Source organism: Cellvibrio sp. pealriver, from assembly GCF_001183545.1.
Classification (GTDB): domain Bacteria; phylum Pseudomonadota; class Gammaproteobacteria; order Pseudomonadales; family Cellvibrionaceae; genus Cellvibrio.
The window spans coordinates 455,963-472,835 of record NZ_KQ236688.1; the positions used below are offsets into that span (position 1 = coordinate 455,963).

Genomic DNA, 16,873 nt, shown 5'->3' on the forward strand with positions numbered 1-16,873 from the left:
TAGCGATGCGCGATCAAGCGAGCTTGCGCAATTGGGAATCGTGCAAGCGGGTAAAAAAGGCGAGGGCACACAGGCTGCCGATCAGTGCCATAAACATATCCGATTGGGTATCCCACTGGTCGCCTTGGGTGCCCAGGAATTCATCAGCTCCTTGCCCCATAGCTAACGCTGCTGCCCATTCAATCAACTCATAGGTTGCGCTAATCGCCAACACAACACACACAATAATAAAAGCCAGCATTTTTGCGCCTTTTACTATTTGATGGCGAACCAGAATTTCCCGCGCAACCAGTGCAGGCGCAAAGCCTTGGAAAAAATGCCCGAGTTTATCGTAAGGGTTGCGCGATAAATCAAACCATTCCTGCACCATAAAACCAACCGGTACACGCGCATAGGTATAAGCGCCACCCAGAATTAGAATTAATCCGTGTAAAAAAATGCACCAGTAGAGCAATGTGGTTAATGGAAATTTTTTATAACTTGCCCAAAGGATGGGAATCGCAATTAACACGGGCAATACTTCCATAAACCAGGTGGCCCGGTCATAAGGTTGCCAGCCGGATAACACCAGCGCAGTCGCGGTTGCTGCCAGCATAAAAACAAGTAATGGTGTTTGGCTGTGTGTCATTGCGTGTTCCCAATATCGAAAATAAAAAAGCAGTATTTGATAATTGTTAATCGGTAAAGCTTTTCAGGTTATTGATTTGCAAGGATAGGATATTCCCCTGCGGGTCTATTGTATAAGTCGTCGTCTCATCAATAATGTTAGCTTCCGGATCGAGTGTTTGGGTGCGCACAATAAAATTCAGGTTGCCTTTGTCGGCTTTTTCCGTGCGCCAACTTCCTGCAGAAAATGCAATATTGTTATCGCAACTAAAGCCAGGCATGGAATCTTTATCGCCTAACTTTACTTGGTTGGGTAAATGATAGGGTGACAGCGACGTGCATATAATTCGTGGCCCCATACCGCTGCGAGTGACCGATAACTGGAATGAAATTAAATTTTTAGTTGCGGTATCAAAATAGCTGGTGGATTCCCATGTCGGTGCAGCCATAGTGCTGCTACCAAAACGCGATTCTTTTACGACAAAGTGACGGTACTGAGGAGTTACCAGAACGCCATTAACGACGGTCTCTTGCTGGTTTTTGATGTAAAGATCCGCAAATCCGGTCTTGTCGGATTCCATGAGCTCTGTTGCGTATACTTTGCCAGCCGTCAGACTGGTCACGTTCTCCAGACTAAAAGAGGTGTTGGTGTAACCATCGTCTTTTGGCGGATCATTTTTCTTGTCTCCCCCTCCACCGCAACCTATTAATAATAGCGGGATTAAAAAAACACTTTTATTCATTTCCTTTCTCCATGTGATGGATCAACCGATTGCCAATATAGGCTTTGGTTAGGTGCTTTGCAATTCGCTCCAGCCCGATTCTGAATGCATAATGGCTATGAGTTTTTCTATTCGTTCATTAGAGAGTTGTCGGTAATCCGGATAGGGCGCAACAATGAGACGTAGCTCTTTATTGATAGCAAAATAGTTATCAAGCCACACCAAGGGCGGTAAATTTAAGTAAGCGGCGTAGGTTTTTCCGGCAATGATGTGAATGGTTTTTGTATTGCGATTTAATTCAGGCGCACTAAATAAAAGCGCCTCCTGTGAATGTGACTGAAATAATTCAAGATCACGATAAGCTTGCCATGTGTTAGGCAAATCTTTGCGGCCTTGCCTTTTATGCCAATCAAACAATAACTTTGCATACACATTAAATGCTTTGCGCCAGTGATTGCTGGTGTGTTTCACAATGTGCGCCAGCTCGCCTGCAGCTAAACCACGCAGCTCGTTCATCACCGGATAATCGTCTAGCGGCGGGCGGTTGGCGATGTAGAAATTGATGTTGCTGCTGGTTGAGCCGAGCCCGATTGGTTTCATTTTGTTTGTTGGCGAACAATGTCACGCATGGCATCAACCGCGAGTTGATGATCGGTTTCCTGTGGTAAACCGGATACTGTCACTGCGCCAATAATTCCACCGTTTTTAATACGGATGGGAAACGAACCGCCGTGTGCGCAATATTCTTTGGGGTCTAAATAAGGGATGGCTTCAAAGTCACGGTTTTTGGCAGCATTGTATTGCCCCAGATAATAAGAACTGTTACCAAAGCGCATAACGGCTTGCCGCTTGCGGCGTATCCAATCTTGCTGATCTTTCGATGTTCCCGGCATGGCATAACTAAAAACCACTTGTTCAAATGCGTAGACTTCAATCGATACCGATGCAGAAATTTTGTCCGCACCCAGCCTGATTAAATTACCCAACTCCCACGCCGTAGCATTATTAAAGTGGTGAAGTTGCAGTTCATCTTCCTGTGCTAAAAGTGCTTTTAGAATTTCATTATTCATAATCTGTTGGTTCCGGATCGTTTTACAGGCTGCGCCGCGCTGGTCATTATGCCCAACGTCTGCGTTTAATAACCAATTAGAAGAGACTGGTATTAATAAGAAGAGTTCGGCGTGATGTCGGGATTAATTTCACCATACACTTCTTCCGGGTCTATCCCGCTCATGAGTAATGTTTCGCGCACGGTTTGAATATGGTCGAGCACGGTTTGGTATCTATCACCGTATTCGTATTTATTTACCTCAATGGCTTTAGGCATATAACAAAACGCAATCTTTAAGGCTTCGATCAGCTCGTCATGTGTTGCTTCAGTCATGGCGTTCTCCAAATATTGGTTTGTCGTAGGTTGCGGCGGGCCGCGCAGGCTAAGGAACGAACCGCAACAGCGGTTTTTCAGTGTGGTAAAATACTTATTGATCCCAATTTTTAAAAGCAGCATACATGACTCCAATCCCGAATAGGGATATGGCTAGCGCAATAAAAAAAGCTGCTGCCCCATTTGCTTCCCAGCCAACTCGCCAATCACTACCATGAGCAATAACTTCACCGATTAATAGGCTTTTTAAGCCATATATGAAAATGATCAAACCCAATAGACCAACAAAAATAGTTTCCAACTTTTTATTCTTCGTTGATTTCATTTTGTTTTGATTGGTCTTGTTGGACGGTTTTTTGGATTTCGGTGTTCTCATTCATTTCCCTATGTGTTTTGTTAAGGATAATTTTATTGTTTCTTTCATCGCGGAGTGATTGAAAGCCTTCGCTTAACTCGCCGAACAGGTTGCGTTTCATTGGGCACCTCTGGCGCATCTTGAATATTTCAAAATATACGCGCGGTGCGTATACATGGCAAGGGTAGGTTGCGGCGGGCTGCGCAGGCTGAGGAACGAACCCCAACAGTGATTTTTCAGGGTGGCAATAAATTAAATTATTTATCCTTTGGTAGGTTGGGCGGTTATGCCCAACTTACGGACCTGTTCTTAAATTTCTTTTAATCCAAGAGCAATTGCGTTGAAATTAAAATAATTTTTCAACCAAGTTAGCTTCTGAACGATGGCCGTTTCAGAGGCTTTTCCAAGGTTTTGCATTAGCTCAGTTCTGCCATGTTCTAGGTTTATATGAGCATTAGGGTTGGATTGTCTCTCGTTCCAAGTTTGAATGAATTTTTTAACAGATGAATCAAATACATCTAAAAAGACTTGCCCGTCAAAATCAGTTTTTCGGGGGATGCTCATTTTAGAGTTGGATAGGTCTGAGTGAACGTTTTGAGCTAGTATTATGCGTGGATAAATAGCAACTTTTTGTTCCAAGGAATATGCTTGCACCAGTCCTTTGCCAAAAACAATATTATCACTGTGTGTTAAGAGGTCTTTTGTTATTGCTCCTCTAGCGTAAAAACCATAGGTAAATAAAATTCGGTAAATAAGTGCGCTTATTGCAGTAACAGCCATAAGGCCTATTGAGTTGCAGTTGGTAGAAATTACTATGCAGTCAGAAAATGCTTGAATTCGTAAGTCTTCTCTTTTTTCACGATCTTTAACAGCATTGGGGTCGCTCCTTTCAGAGCGGACTATTTGTGTTAGCTCGCGAATTGTGGATATGTTGGTCAGTGCGGTGACTATTTTTTCATATGAATCTGGTTCGTTTTTAATATTTAGAATTGATTTTTCAAATCCTAGTACATCGATAAACGCAATATATCTTTCTTTGTAATTTTGGTTGTTATCCATAAAAACCTCTAGAATTTATTGGGGCGGGTTGCAACGTGCGCAGCTAGCCCACCCAATAAAACTTCAAACTTACTCCCCAGCCCCCGGCTCATAAGCCAACACAGGACTCAACCATCTTTCCACTTCCTGCACACTCACACCCTTACGCTCGGCCAAGCTTTCTACCTGATCTTTTTCAATTTTATCGGTATTGAAATACACCGATTCAGGATGTGAGAAGTACCAACCGGATACAGCTGCCGTTGGCAGCATCGCAAAATGTTCGGTCAATGTAATCCCCGTATTTTTCTCGGCATCCAGCAATTTAAAGAGGGATGCTTTTTCGGTGTGATCCGGGCACGCGGGGTAGCCGGGGGCGGGGCGGATGCCTTTGTATTTTTCTTTGATGAGTTCTTCGTTATCCAAATTCTCATCGCGGTCGTAGCCCCAGAATTCTTTGCGCACGCGCAAATGCATATGCTCGGCAAAGGCTTCGGCTAAACGGTCGGCGAGTGCTTTGACCATAATGCTGTTGTAGTCATCGCCCGCGTTTTGATATTGCTTCGCTAATTCTTCTGCACCTATACCGGTAGTGACCGCAAAGCCGCCGATATAATCCTGCTTACCGGATTCTTTTGGCGCGACAAAATCTGCAAGTGAGTGGTGCGGTTTGCTTTCGTTGCCCTGTTTTAAGTGTTGTTGGCGAATGTGGTGCAGAGTGGAAATGTGTTTGCCGTCTGCGTTAAACACCGCTATGTCATCCGCATTCACAGTGTTGGCTGGCCAGAAACCGATCACACCATTGGCTCTAATTAATTTTTCATCGATCAATTTGCGCAGCATTTTTTGCGCATCGTCCCATAGCGCGCGCGCTGCTTCGCCGACGATTTCATCATCGAGGATACGTGGGAATTTTCCGGCGAGATCCCAACTGATAAAAAATGGAGTCCAATCGATAAAATCCACCAGCGTATTTAAATCATAATCTTCAAATACTTTTACGCCGGTAAACGCAGGCGTTGGCGGGGTGTAGTTTTCCCAATCCAGTTTTAGGCCTTTGGCGATGGCCTCAGGGTAAGTGCGCACAGTGCCGCGTGGTTTGCGGTTGGCGTTGCGTTCGCGAACCTCGATATATTCCTGCTTGAGATCTTCTACAAACTTGGGGCGCAACTCGTCAGAGAGCAGTGTGCTTGCCACACCAACTGCGCGCGAGGCATCGGCAACGTACACAACCTGGTTCAGTTTAAACACCGGGTCAATTTTTACTGCAGTGTGCGCTTTGGAGGTGGTTGCACCGCCAATCATCAATGGCTTGTTAATGCCACGGCGTTCCATTTCGCGCCCGACAAACACCATTTCATCCAGCGATGGCGTGATCAAACCCGAGAGGCCGATAATGTCGCAGTTTTGTTCGATGGCGGTATCGATAATTTTGTCGCAGGGCACCATTACGCCAAGATCAACCACTTCAAAGTTATTACATTGCAGTACCACGCCGACAATATTTTTACCGATGTCATGCACATCGCCTTTTACGGTGGCCATGAGAATTTTGCCGTTCGGTTTTGAGGCTTCGGTTTTTTCTGCTTCAATAAACGGCTGCAAATAAGCAACGGACTGTTTCATTACGCGCGCAGATTTCACTACTTGCGGCAAAAACATTTTGCCTGCGCCGAATAAATCACCTACCACGTTCATGCCATCCATGAGCGGGCCTTCAATCACATCGAGTGGGCGAGGGTAGTGTTTGCGCGCTTCTTCGGTGTCTTCCACAATGTGCGTGGAAATCCCTTTTACCAGTGCATGTTCAATGCGTTTTGCAATGGGCAGTGAACGCCATTCGGCATCTTCTTTTACTTCGCCGCCGCTGCCATCACCGCGATATTTTTCGGCGATGTCCAGCAGTGCTTCGGTGCCGCCTGCGTGACGGTTGAGAATCACGTCTTCCACTTTGTCTTTTAATTCTTGCGGTAAATCGTCATACACCGCCAACTGGCTGGCATTCACGATGCCCATGTTCATGCCCGCTTTAATCGCGTGATACAAAAATACCGAGTGGATGGCTTCACGCACCGGATTGTTGCCGCGGAACGAGAAAGATACGTTAGACACACCACCGCTCACACCTGCGTGCGGCAGGTTTTGGCGAATCCAGCGCGTGGCTTCAATAAAATCCACCGCGTAGTTGTTGTGCTCTTCAATACCGGTTGCGACTGCAAAAATATTCGGGTCGAAAATAATATCTTCCGGTGGAAAATTGAGTTTATCCACCAGTGTGCGATAAGAGCGCTCGCAAATTTCCTGTTTGCGTGCCATGGTGTCGGCTTGGCCGGTTTCATCAAATGCCATTACCACAACGGCAGCGCCGTAGCGCATACACAATTTTGCTTTTTGCAAAAACTCTTCTTCGCCTTCTTTGAGCGAAATGGAGTTCACAATCGGTTTGCCTTGAATGCATTTCAAACCGGCTTCAATCACTTCCCATTTGGAAGAGTCCACCATAATGGGTACGCGTGCGATGTCTGGCTCACCCGCGATTAAATTCAAAAACCGCACCATGGCTTTTTCGGCATCGAGCATGCCTTCGTCCATGTTGATGTCGATCACCTGCGCACCATTTTCAACTTGCTCTAACGCAACTTCCAATGCAGTGGAATAATCTTCTTCCACAATCAAACGTTTAAAGCGCGCAGAACCGGTCACGTTGCAGCGCTCGCCTACGTTTACGAATAACGAATCTTTGGTGATGTTAAATGGTTCAAGGCCAGACAAGCGACAGGCAGGTTCGATAACGGGAATTTGGCGCGGTGGGTATTTTGCCATTACATCGGCCAGCGCTTTAATGTGCGCCGGTGTAGTACCGCAGCAGCCGCCGATAATATTTAAAAATCCGCTCGCGGCAAATTCTTCAACAATCGCTACCATTTCTTGCGCGGTTTGGTCGTATTCACCAAATTCATTGGGCAAACCGGCGTTGGGGTGCGCGCTTACAAAACAGTTGGCCACGCGCGACATTTCTTGCACGTACTGGCGCAATTCTTTTGCACCCAGTGCGCAGTTCAAACCCATGCTCAGTGGGCGTGCGTGCGCAAGTGAATTGTAAAAAGCTTCTGTGGTTTGGCCGGAGAGTGTGCGGCCTGAGGCATCGGTAATGGTGCCGGAAATCATAATCGGCAATTCAAAACCGGCATCATCAAAATATTTTTGCACCGCAAATACTGCGGCTTTGGCGTTGAGTGTATCGAAAATAGTTTCGATCAAAATAATATCGGCACCGCCTTTCACCAGCGCATCTGTCGCTTCAACGTAATTTTCTACTAATTGATCAAAGGTCACATTGCGCGCGCCCGGATCATTTACATCGGGCGAAATAGAACAGGTGCGGCTGGTCGGCCCGAGCACACCGGCAACAAAGCGCGGTTTTGCAGGGTTGGCTGCGGTGAATTCATCGCAGAGTTCGCGCGCGAGTTTGGCGGCAGCGAAATTCAATTCCGGCACCAGATCTTCCATGTCGTAATCGGCCATGGAAATTCGCGTGGAGTTAAACGTATTGGTTTCAAGGATGTCTGCACCGGCTTCCAGATAGGCGCGTTGGATCTCGCGGATCACGTCCGGTTTGGTGATGCTGAGCAGGTCGTTATTGCCCGCGATATCCATGTGGTAATCCGCAAAGCGCGCACCGCGATAATCGGCCTCTTTGAGCTTGTAGCTCTGGATCATGGTGCCCATACCGCCATCGAGAATTAGGATGCGCTCTTTTATGGCTTGGTGGAGTGAGTCAATACGGGCTTGCAGGGCGGCGGGTGCAGTCATGGAAAACCTATCAGTGGAAATCTTGAGGGTGAAAATGAATGGCTATGCGATGCCAAAAATGGCGTGAATTCTAGCAGAAAAGCCTATCTGGAGGGCGCGTTATCGCCGTGCTGGGGTGATGCGTCTGAATAGTGGGCAATAAAAAGGGGATCTACTGATCCCCCTTTCCTGGTTGACGCTTGAGCGGTGGCTTACTGCTTTTCGGCTTCTTTAACGGTGATGGTAATCGTCTCTGAATACACCGGAGTGCTATGTGGACGGTGAAGGTGATCGCCCACTAACAGCTGCAATGTGTGTTTGCCCGGTGCCAGCTCCAGAGTGGTTTCGGTCTGGCCTTTACCAAAGTGCACATGCTGGGCATCGGCCGGAATAGGCAAACTCAGGTTGGCGGGCAGGGCGGTATCAATCAGCAAGTGATGATGGCCGCCATTAGGGTTTTCGGTGCCTGCAGGGGTGACTTCCATATTCTCCAGCCCGAACTTAACGGTCACCGGGCTGGTAACTGTGGCATTGTTGGCTGGTTCGATAATAAAGGCGCGTGGTGCTGCCTTGTCGTGATCATGAGCAAATGCCAATGAGCTGGTGATGGTGAGGGCTGCCAGTAGTAATGATGCTCTCATGTTTTACGTCTCCTTTTTAATAGTGCTTTGATGTAGTGGGTATAGCTACAGGTCTTACAAGCTATCAAATTGATTGTAAATTACTGATGCCATGGAACCCAGCTCTACAGTAGAATACCTGAGTGTTTTAATCAGGTATTGGGATCAATAGAAAGGTCATTATGGTTAACGTCGATATTACTGAGTCCGCCCAGACATATTTGAAAGAGCTGCTCGACAAGCAAAAAGACAATGAGGGGATCGGCATTCGTATGTTCGTCGCCAACCCCGGTACTCCAAACGCAGAGACTTGCATTGCCTATTGTCGCCCTGGCGAACAAAAAGAAGGTGATGTGGTTGTCCCGCTCAATGGTTTCAACGCCTATTTTGAAGAGCGCAGCCTGCCGTTTTTGGAAGATGCCAAAGTAGATTATTCGCCCGACCGCATGGGTGGCCAGCTCACCATTCGCGCTCCTAACTCCAAGATGCCACGTGTTACCGACGACAGCCCACTGGAAGACCGCATCAATTACGTCCTGTATAACGACGTAAATCCAAGCCTTGCCTCCCATGGCGGAAATGTGAGCTTGGTGGAAGTGACTGAGGATATGATCGCCGTACTCAAGTTTGGCGGCGGTTGCCAGGGTTGCGGTTCAGTCGCCATCACCCTGAAGCAGGGCATTGAAGTCCAGTTGCTGGATAAACTGCCGGAGCTGAAAGGTATCCGCGATGTGACTGACCATACGGATCGCTCCAACGCTTATATGTAATATCCTTTCTGCAACGCAAGGGCTCCTCCACATGTCCCACATTGGGGGAGCTTGTTGTGTGTATCGCAACATTTGTATGTGCTTATAACAATAAAAGTGCCCCGCCGTGTTAATGGCCAGAGTGAGGCACGTTTTCATACCACGCTTACAGCCTGTTTATTTATTGACAAGAGAACACAAGCTGCTCCGATCTTGGTCGGGGTGCCCTTTTCTTTGAATCATAATTAATCAGGACATTATCTATGAAAGGCATAGGATTAATTGCTGTAACTATGTTCCTGGGTGTTGTTTCATTCAATGCCCATGCAGTCAGTTGCGAGAATGTTCCCCAGTGGAACAGCAGTTCTGTTTACACCAGCGGCATGCAGGCTCAAGAAGCGCAAAAACTGTATAAAGCTAACTGGTGGTCACAAGGCCACAACCCTGCGAATTATTCCGGCCAATGGCAGGAATGGAGTTATCTGGGCGATTGCGATCCGGCAGGAAACCGCCCGCCGGTTGCGGTATTAACGGTTAGCCAGTCGTCTTCCAGTGGTTTTAGCTCATATCCCGTTAACTACACTTATACCTTCAATGGCTCTGGCTCTTATGACCTTGATGGCGATGCACTGACCTATTCTTTTGATGGCACCAACTTTTCCACTAATCCCGTCAAAACAATCAGCTTCGGTCAGTTTTATGATCTTTGCGAGGCTCGCTACACTACGGTGACCTTGACCGTTAAGGATTCAAACGGGGCAACGAGCACAGCATCCCAAACTGTGCGGGTTGGCGACCCTGCGCCGGGGAATCCGCGCTGCAGCTCCAGCGTGAGTTCTTACAGTTCTGTATCCAGCACAAGCTCCAGTGTGCGGAGTGTGTCTTCACGTTCAACCAGTTCACTTGGGCTGGATCCATGTATTCACCCTGCCTATGTTGCTGGCAGCACCTATAGTCAGAACTCAATCGTCACCAATGCGGGTAATGCGTATCGCTGTGATGTTCCGGGTTGGTGTAGCTCAACGGCTACCTGGGCTTACGCGCCCGGTACCGGTGCGCATTGGCAAATGGCGTGGACACCTATGGCAGTTTGTAGCGGTGGCAGCTCATCAGTGGCATCAACCAGCTCAAGCCGCTCATCCGTTTCAAGTGGTTCCTCGTCCTCTGTTGCGCCTGTGAACAACGGTTTGCCAAAGCATGCGTTGGTGGGCTACTGGCACAACTTCAATAATGGCAGCGGCGTAATCCGTCTGGCGGATGTGGATGCAGTGTGGGATGTGATCGTGATTGCATTTGCCGATGATGTCGGTAACGGCACGGTCGCGTTCAATCTTGACCCTGTACTGAACAAAGCCCAATTCATTGCCGATGTCGCGGCCAAACGCGCGCAAGGTAAGAAGGTGGTGCTGTCGTTCGGCGGCGAAAAAGGCACTGTCACCCTTAACAATGCCACCAACGTAACCAACTTTGTTAACAGCACCGCCGCGATCATCAATGAGTACGGCTTTGACGGTATTGATATCGATCTGGAAAGCGGTGCCAATGTTTCCTGGGGCGCGCCGGTGATCAACAATATGGTGACAGCGGTTAAACAACTGAAGCAGCAATTCCCGAACATGTACTTATCGATGGCACCTGAGCATCCTTACGTGCACGGCGGCATGATCGCTGCGACGGGCATTTGGGGCGCTTATTTGCCGATTATCGATGGCTTGCGCAATGACCTGGATCTGTTGCACGTGCAGTTGTACAACAACGGCAGTCTGGCGACCCCATACTCCAACCAACCGCTGCAAGCGGGCACGGTAGACTTTATGGTTGCATCGGTGAAAATGCTGGTAGAAGGCTTCCCGGTTGCTAACAACACTCAATTCGTCGGCCTGCGCCCTGATCAGGTAGCACTTGGTGTGCCTTCCGGTTCACGCTCTGCCGGTTCAGGGTTTGTAACCATCGCGAACTTGAATGCCGCAGTGAATTGCCTGGTCAAACTGCAAGGTTGCGGTTCCATCAAACCTAATCAGGCTTACCCTGATTTCCGCGGTGTAATGACCTGGTCGATCAACTGGGATGTCGCTGATGGCCGCCCATTCTCTATCCCGGTCAATGCCAATCTGGATGCGTTGCCCAAGTAATAGGCTTTACTTGAGTACTGCAGAGTTGTTCGCATAAAAAAATCCCCGGCAGTTATGAACTGCCGGGGATTTTTAATTTCAGTTACTGTTAAATCTCTTCACGCCAGGGTTTTTTGTTGGTGTAGCTGGCGAGTTGTTGCTCCAATATTGTGAGTGGTAGCTCCAGTTCAGATGCATCTTTCAATGCCTTTTTTTGCCATTGGATCGCTTTTTTGAAATCACCATTTTCGGCCGCGACGGCGGCTTGGGTTTTTAAGTAAGACTGTTGATCAAGATAATGTTCATCAATATTTGCAAGTTGTTTGCTGGCTAATTCTGCATTTCTACGCGATGCATCTGGGTGAGTAGCGAGTATCCATGCATAACGCAGTTGTGCAATTTGGCTGCTGGCTGCTGCCGTGGCTAACCAATAAAAACCTTTGTCCTGATTCTTTTCAAAACGCACGCCGCTGAACGACTCGATCGCCAACATATATTGCGCCTCTGCAATGCCTTCTCTGGCTGCTCTGAGTAACCAACCCATACTTTGGTTGTTGTCTTGCGCACACATATTGCCATACAAAATATTGCGCCCAAGAAAATAACTTGCTGCGCCGCTACCTTGAGTAGCTGCCTTTTCATACCACTCATTCGGGTTATCTTTCAGTTCATAGTCTTTAACAAACGAAGGAATTGATTCCAGAAAATAAGCAAAGCCGAGTTTATCGCTACCTGTACCTTTCTCCGCGGTCTCTCGTCGCTCTGTCACAATTTTTTCCAGTTTTTTGGTGTTGTATGTCGTGGTGCTCATTTCAAAAGTAAATCGGCGCTTAAAGCCGTTCACATCAACAGCAACCTGATTAACTTTGGTAGGCTCAAACTGAAACCGGCGCAGCACTTTCATGGTTTCGCGCGTAAATTCCGGAGACGATGAGTGGGTAACCACGTGATCGCGGGTAAGCCCATATTTATCGATGGTATAAATAACATCGACAAAACCAATTTTTCCTTGGCGAAGCATCGACGAGGGATATTTAGGTGGAGTCATTTTAAGCGGGCGTTGGTGCTGAGTGCCCATATTCGTTCCAGTGTAAATGGGCGTTAGTTTTTGGTTTATAGCCGCATCGCTGTATTGCGAGAGCAATTCTTTATAGGCGGCATCAGCGAGTTTTTTATCTGCATCGCTCATGCGTGAATACACTTTTTGATAAGGAGCGGGGGTACTGTCAGACTCCCCAGTATTAACGGTGGCCTGCGCAGCAAGTGCCATCCAAGCGTAAGCCGTCGGAATATTTTTTGGCACATGCTCACCGCGATAGTACATAACCCCTACATTATTTTGTGCGGCGTGATCACCGTATTGCGCTGCCTCAAAAAAAGCGTTGAACGCTTTTTCAAAATCCTTTTTTTCGTAATAGCTCATGCCCAACCCAAAATCTGCCAAGGCAGGTAGGGAAAGTAATCCGGTAATGATGGTTGCTACGAGTGATGATGTAAAAAAATTACGCATTACAGCTCCCTGTTTATTGTTGTGGTGTGTATTCAAAATGTTCGATAGTCATCGCCTCAAAGGAACTGGCGATCTTTAAGTGACGAAGTGTTGTAGGGGTATCAATGTGGATGATTTCCTCATTGAGGGTAATTGTCATTTTACGATCCGTGGTCCAGTTGAGCGTCAATGTATTGCTGTGATTCCACCGTGCCTCTTGTGAAAAATACTTAAACAGAAAATCTGATCCCTGCAGGTGGTTGACTGATACCAAATGCCCGAGCGTGCAATTTTCGTTATCCAGTGCGATACGAACGGGAGCCCCATACTTTATCCGTATGGGTTGGTCAGACAGATACAGTTCTGCAGCGGCCTGCTGCGGTAAGTTGAAAGTGATGTTCAGTGTGCCAGCGTAGCCGGAAAGGCGCGTCTCCCACTCAGATACTTGTGCCGGTGGGTGTGTGCTTTTGGGTGAGCTGCTTTTGGGCGAGGCACAGCCAAGTTGTAACAGGCAAATACAGCCAAGAAGGAAGAGGGTGGGCAAGCTGGTTTTCATCGTATGTCCTTGTTTGGGTGATGAATGAATATCCAAAGGTGGCGCATCATACCCCCGACTTTTCTTGCCAATCAATCTGCCCGTAAAAACAGCGATAAAAAACTATTTCATATGGATATGATAACTATTCTCATTGCAAATGATAATAATTCTCTTTAGTATGCCCTTCGCATTTTGAACCACTGCATCATCATTACAAGGGCTAGTTATGACCATACTGAAATCTTCCAAACACATTGTTTCCAAAAAGCGCGCAAGCTCGCTTGCGATGACAGCCACCGCGTTGTCGTCTGCGGTTCTGTTGGCGTCAACCGGCGTTATGGCGGCAGATGAAAGCCAGAGCACCAAAAAACTGAATACCGTTAAAGTCGAAGCTGACGCACTATCGGATTACAAAGCGGAAAAAGTCAGCTCGCCCAAATTTACCCAGCCATTGGTGGATACTCCGCAAACCATCGTGGTTGTGAAAAAAGAACTCTTTCAGCAGCAATCGGCCACTACTTTGAGTGAAGCGCTGCGCAATACTCCCGGCATCACCATGCTGATGGGCGAGAACGGCAACACCTCAACCGGTGACTCCATTTTTATGCGCGGCTTTGATACCCAAGGCAGTATTTATGTGGATGGTATCCGCGACCTTGGCAGTATCAGCCGCGATACCTTTAATACCGAGCAAGTGGAAATCGCCAAGGGCCCGGCGGGCGTGGATAACGGCCGCGGTGCGGCATCAGGTTATGTGAACCTCAGTTCCAAATTGGCCAATCAGGAAGATGCTATTTCAGGCACGGTGACCGGTGGCACCGCGGATTACAAACGTGCAACGGTCGATGTCAACCGCACCTTGGGTGAAAGCACCGCACTGCGCGTAAACCTGATGAAACAGGATGCCGGTGTGGATGGTCGCGATGAAGTAGAAAGTAATTTTCAGGGCCTTGCTGCATCGTTGGGTTTGGGCTTGGGTACCGATACCCGCACCTACATCAATATTTTGTCGATGGAGCAATCCGGCATTCCTGATGGTGGTATTCCCACGATCGGTCTGGATGGTTACTACAACGCGATTTTTGCAACGGGTGCGCTGAAAGGCCAAACACCGGAGCGCGTGGATAGCGAAAACTTCTACGGTTCCACCAGCGATTTCAACGATGTAAAAGCCAACATGGTGACCGTGCGTATCGAGCAGGATTTGGCAGAAGGCATCACCCTGCGCAACACTTCGCGTTACGGCCGTACCAATCAAGACCAGGTGTTGACGGGCGTTAACGCCATCACCTTTGCGACGCCTGCAAATTCCGAAAGCTGGACGATTTCGCGCTCGCGTCAAGGTAAAGACCAAACCAACCAAATCCTCACTAACCAAACCAATCTCACGGCCTCGTTTGATGCGGGTGGTGTGAAGCATGATCTGGTATCAGGCATCGAATTTATTTACGAAAGCCAATTGAATTACACCATGAGCATGCCGTTCACATCGTCAACCTCATCGACAACTGTGAGTCAGGTTAACGCCAATCTGTATAACCCGAGCACTCGCGATGTCTTCCAACCGGTGCGTCGCACTGGTGCAAAAACCGATGGTGAAACCACCACTTATGCATTCTATGCACAGGACACAATTACGCTGAACGACCAATGGGAATTGAGTGCGGGCGTGCGTGCAGACCGCTTCCATACCAAGACCGATGTTATTACTCGCCAAGCTGCTGTTACAGCGCCTGCTGTGCAAACCATTCCTGTGGGAACTTTGGTTGCGAGCGATGCGCAGCTCACCGATGAATTGTTCGGCTGGAAATTGGGTGGCGTGTACAAGCCAACGGCAAATGGATCGGTTTACGTCAGTTATGCAACGTCGGAATTACCACCGGGCGGCGCAAACTTCGCACTCAACACCACCAACGCCGCGAACAACATCAACAATCCGAATCTTGATCCGCAAAAAGGCACCAATGCCGAAGTGGGTACCAAGTGGAATGTATTGGACAATACATTATTCCTGACCGCAGCGTTATTCCGCAGCACTAATGAAAACGAAATTGCAACGAATCCAGATGGCTCTTCTGTCGCGATGGGTGAAAAACAAGTGGAAGGTTTGGAATTGGGCGCAGTGGGTTCATTAACCGACAAGTGGCAAATCAGTGCAGGTTTGGCATTTATGGATAATGAAATTACCCGCGGTAACCGCACGGTTGATGATCCAACTACTACAACCAATGAAGCATCAGGCAACAACGAAGGTGGTGCAATCCAATGGTCACCCGAGATGACATTTACGCTGTGGAATACCTACACCTTTGAGAGCGGTTTGCAAATTGGTGGCGGTGCGCGTTACGTCGATACCATGGTCAGTTCCAGCACTGTTAATCCGCTTGCGCAAAGCACACGCTCGATGTTGGAGTTTGGTGACTATTGGGTATTTGACGCAATGGCCTCCTACCCAATCAACAACAATCTGACTGTGCAGTTAAACGTGCTCAATATTACGGATGAAGATTATGTGGGCAGTTTGAATAACGGTGGTTCACGTTATTACCCAGGCCAGCCTTTGTCAGCGCGATTGGGAATTAATTTCTCTTTCTAAGCAGTTAAACCTTAGTAAAAAAAGCATAGAAAAAACAGGGCGCGATTTATCGCGCCCTTGTGCGTTGTGTCAATCAACAATTAAAAATCAGGGCAAAACCGTGTCAGCCCTTGTGAGGCAATATGTTAATTCACATACCCGAAATATTAACCAAACAGCAGGTTGCAGAATTTCGCGCACGTTTGCATCAAACCGATTGGGTTGATGGTAAAGCAACGGTAGGTGTGCAGGGAGCGCAGGTGAAACAAAATCGCCAGCTGCCTGTGGATGGTATTGTTGCCCGTGAGTTGGGTGAAATTATTTTAAAAGCGCTCTACAACAATCCGGTATTTATGTCGGCCGCCTTGCCTTTGCGAATTGTTCCGCCGCTGTTCAATGCCTACGCCGGGGGCGAGCATTACGGATTTCATGTTGATGGTGCGATCCGTTTGATTCCCGGTAGCAATTTGAGTTTGCGCACCGATGTGTCATCCACCTTATTTTTATCGGAACCGGAAGAATACGACGGTGGCGAATTAATCGTGCAAGACACCTACGGCAGCCACGAAGTGAAATTGCCCGCAGGTGATTTGATTTTATATCCCTCTACCAGTTTGCATCAGGTTCAACCCGTGACGCGTGGCGAACGCGTGTGCAGTTTTTTCTGGACGCAAAGCATGGTGCGTGACGATTGGCAGCGAAACCTGTTGTATGAATTGGATTGCAATATCCAATCGCTGCGCCAAAAAGTGGGTGATACCGAAGAGCTGGTTGGGCTTACTGGCCACTACCACAATTTATTGCGGCAATGGGCGCAGGTATAACCCTAAAAATAAAATGCCAGAAAAAAATTTGGTGAATAACTGTGTTGGCGGTGTGTGTTTTAAAAAGAGC

The 16,873-nt window shown here is 47.8% G+C and carries 15 protein-coding genes; 4 read left to right on the forward strand and 11 right to left on the reverse strand.

The window, feature by feature from the left end; all coding sequences use genetic code 11:
- Positions 1–13: 13 nt before the first annotated feature.
- From VC28_RS01875 to VC28_RS01915, 9 genes are all read right to left on the reverse strand, one after another.
- Complete coding sequence (locus VC28_RS01875; protein WP_049629160.1) at positions 14–628, reverse strand: DUF2238 domain-containing protein; 615 nt, start codon at positions 626–628, stop codon at positions 14–16.
- 46 nt (positions 629–674) lie between these two features.
- Positions 675–1,349, reverse strand: coding sequence for a hypothetical protein (locus VC28_RS01880; protein WP_049629161.1), 675 nt, complete (start codon positions 1,347–1,349; stop codon positions 675–677).
- Between the two features lie 48 nt (positions 1,350–1,397).
- Complete coding sequence (locus VC28_RS01885; protein ID WP_049629162.1) at positions 1,398–1,928, reverse strand: DUF6942 family protein; 531 nt, start codon at positions 1,926–1,928, stop codon at positions 1,398–1,400.
- Positions 1,925–2,398, reverse strand: coding sequence for a heme-degrading domain-containing protein (locus VC28_RS01890; protein WP_049629163.1), 474 nt, complete (start codon positions 2,396–2,398; stop codon positions 1,925–1,927). Before VC28_RS01890 ends, VC28_RS01885 begins: the two co-directional genes overlap by 4 nt.
- 92 nt (positions 2,399–2,490) lie before the next feature.
- Positions 2,491–2,712 (reverse strand): hypothetical protein, encoded by a 222-nt coding sequence (locus VC28_RS01895; RefSeq protein WP_049632092.1) that lies wholly within the window; start codon positions 2,710–2,712, stop codon positions 2,491–2,493.
- Between the two features lie 94 nt (positions 2,713–2,806).
- Positions 2,807–3,088 carry a hypothetical protein gene (locus VC28_RS01900; RefSeq protein WP_156184264.1) on the reverse strand — a complete coding sequence of 94 codons (282 nt, stop codon included), beginning with the start codon at positions 3,086–3,088 and terminating at the stop codon, positions 2,807–2,809.
- Positions 3,089–3,376: 288 nt separating this feature from the next.
- The gene (locus VC28_RS01905; protein WP_049629165.1) at positions 3,377–4,126 is read right to left on the reverse strand and encodes a hypothetical protein; all 750 of its coding nucleotides are present in this window, start codon (positions 4,124–4,126) and stop codon (positions 3,377–3,379) included.
- A 69-nt stretch (positions 4,127–4,195) separates the two neighbouring features.
- Entirely contained in the window at positions 4,196–7,918 is a 3,723-nt protein-coding gene (gene metH / locus VC28_RS01910; RefSeq protein WP_049629166.1) for a methionine synthase, read from the reverse strand.
- Between the two features lie 191 nt (positions 7,919–8,109).
- Entirely contained in the window at positions 8,110–8,538 is a 429-nt protein-coding gene (locus tag VC28_RS01915; RefSeq protein WP_049629167.1) for a DUF4399 domain-containing protein, read from the reverse strand.
- Positions 8,539–8,699: 161 nt separating this feature from the next.
- On the opposite strand from VC28_RS01915, the gene nfuA reads away from it, so the two are divergent.
- Positions 8,700–9,287, forward strand: a complete 588-nt coding sequence (nfuA, locus tag VC28_RS01920; RefSeq protein ID WP_049629168.1) for a Fe-S biogenesis protein NfuA — start codon at positions 8,700–8,702, stop codon at positions 9,285–9,287.
- A 242-nt stretch (positions 9,288–9,529) separates the two neighbouring features.
- On the forward strand, positions 9,530–11,398 hold the full coding sequence (locus VC28_RS01925; RefSeq protein WP_053094142.1) for a glycosyl hydrolase family 18 protein: 1,869 nt from the start codon (positions 9,530–9,532) through the stop codon (positions 11,396–11,398).
- Positions 11,399–11,486: 88 nt separating this feature from the next.
- Here the strand turns inward: VC28_RS01925 and VC28_RS01930 are convergent, their stop codons facing one another.
- Positions 11,487–12,887, reverse strand: coding sequence for an SEL1-like repeat protein (locus VC28_RS01930; RefSeq protein ID WP_049629169.1), 1,401 nt, complete (start codon positions 12,885–12,887; stop codon positions 11,487–11,489).
- Between the two features lie 13 nt (positions 12,888–12,900).
- Positions 12,901–13,422 (reverse strand): hypothetical protein, encoded by a 522-nt coding sequence (locus VC28_RS01935; RefSeq protein WP_049629170.1) that lies wholly within the window; start codon positions 13,420–13,422, stop codon positions 12,901–12,903.
- Between the two features lie 208 nt (positions 13,423–13,630).
- Between VC28_RS01935 and VC28_RS01940 the strand changes: the two genes are divergently transcribed.
- Positions 13,631–16,000 carry a catecholate siderophore receptor Fiu gene (locus VC28_RS01940; RefSeq protein WP_049629171.1) on the forward strand — a complete coding sequence of 790 codons (2,370 nt, stop codon included), beginning with the start codon at positions 13,631–13,633 and terminating at the stop codon, positions 15,998–16,000.
- Between the two features lie 122 nt (positions 16,001–16,122).
- Positions 16,123–16,803: a Fe2+-dependent dioxygenase gene (locus tag VC28_RS01945; RefSeq protein WP_049629172.1), complete on the forward strand. Its 681-nt coding sequence runs from the start codon at positions 16,123–16,125 to the stop codon at positions 16,801–16,803.
- Positions 16,804–16,873: the final 70 nt, after the last annotated feature.

What these genes read in the sequence shown, in the direction of transcription:
- VC28_RS01875 (WP_049629160.1), bottom strand. Translation starts at nt 628, where the DNA reads ATGACACACAGCCAAACACCATTACTTGTTTTTATGCTGGCAGCAACC.
- VC28_RS01880 (WP_049629161.1), bottom strand. Translation starts at nt 1,349, where the DNA reads ATGAATAAAAGTGTTTTTTTAATCCCGCTATTATTAATAGGTTGCGGT.
- VC28_RS01885 (WP_049629162.1), bottom strand. Translation starts at nt 1,928, where the DNA reads ATGAAACCAATCGGGCTCGGCTCAACCAGCAGCAACATCAATTTCTAC.
- VC28_RS01890 (WP_049629163.1), bottom strand. Translation starts at nt 2,398, where the DNA reads ATGAATAATGAAATTCTAAAAGCACTTTTAGCACAGGAAGATGAACTG.
- VC28_RS01895 (WP_049632092.1), bottom strand. Translation starts at nt 2,712, where the DNA reads ATGACTGAAGCAACACATGACGAGCTGATCGAAGCCTTAAAGATTGCG.
- VC28_RS01900 (WP_156184264.1), bottom strand. Translation starts at nt 3,088, where the DNA reads ATGAGAACACCGAAATCCAAAAAACCGTCCAACAAGACCAATCAAAAC.
- VC28_RS01905 (WP_049629165.1), bottom strand. Translation starts at nt 4,126, where the DNA reads ATGGATAACAACCAAAATTACAAAGAAAGATATATTGCGTTTATCGAT.
- metH (WP_049629166.1), bottom strand. Translation starts at nt 7,918, where the DNA reads ATGACTGCACCCGCCGCCCTGCAAGCCCGTATTGACTCACTCCACCAA.
- VC28_RS01915 (WP_049629167.1), bottom strand. Translation starts at nt 8,538, where the DNA reads ATGAGAGCATCATTACTACTGGCAGCCCTCACCATCACCAGCTCATTG.
- nfuA (WP_049629168.1), top strand. Translation starts at nt 8,700, where the DNA reads ATGGTTAACGTCGATATTACTGAGTCCGCCCAGACATATTTGAAAGAG.
- VC28_RS01925 (WP_053094142.1), top strand. Translation starts at nt 9,530, where the DNA reads ATGAAAGGCATAGGATTAATTGCTGTAACTATGTTCCTGGGTGTTGTT.
- VC28_RS01930 (WP_049629169.1), bottom strand. Translation starts at nt 12,887, where the DNA reads ATGCGTAATTTTTTTACATCATCACTCGTAGCAACCATCATTACCGGA.
- VC28_RS01935 (WP_049629170.1), bottom strand. Translation starts at nt 13,422, where the DNA reads ATGAAAACCAGCTTGCCCACCCTCTTCCTTCTTGGCTGTATTTGCCTG.
- VC28_RS01940 (WP_049629171.1), top strand. Translation starts at nt 13,631, where the DNA reads ATGACCATACTGAAATCTTCCAAACACATTGTTTCCAAAAAGCGCGCA.
- VC28_RS01945 (WP_049629172.1), top strand. Translation starts at nt 16,123, where the DNA reads ATGTTAATTCACATACCCGAAATATTAACCAAACAGCAGGTTGCAGAA.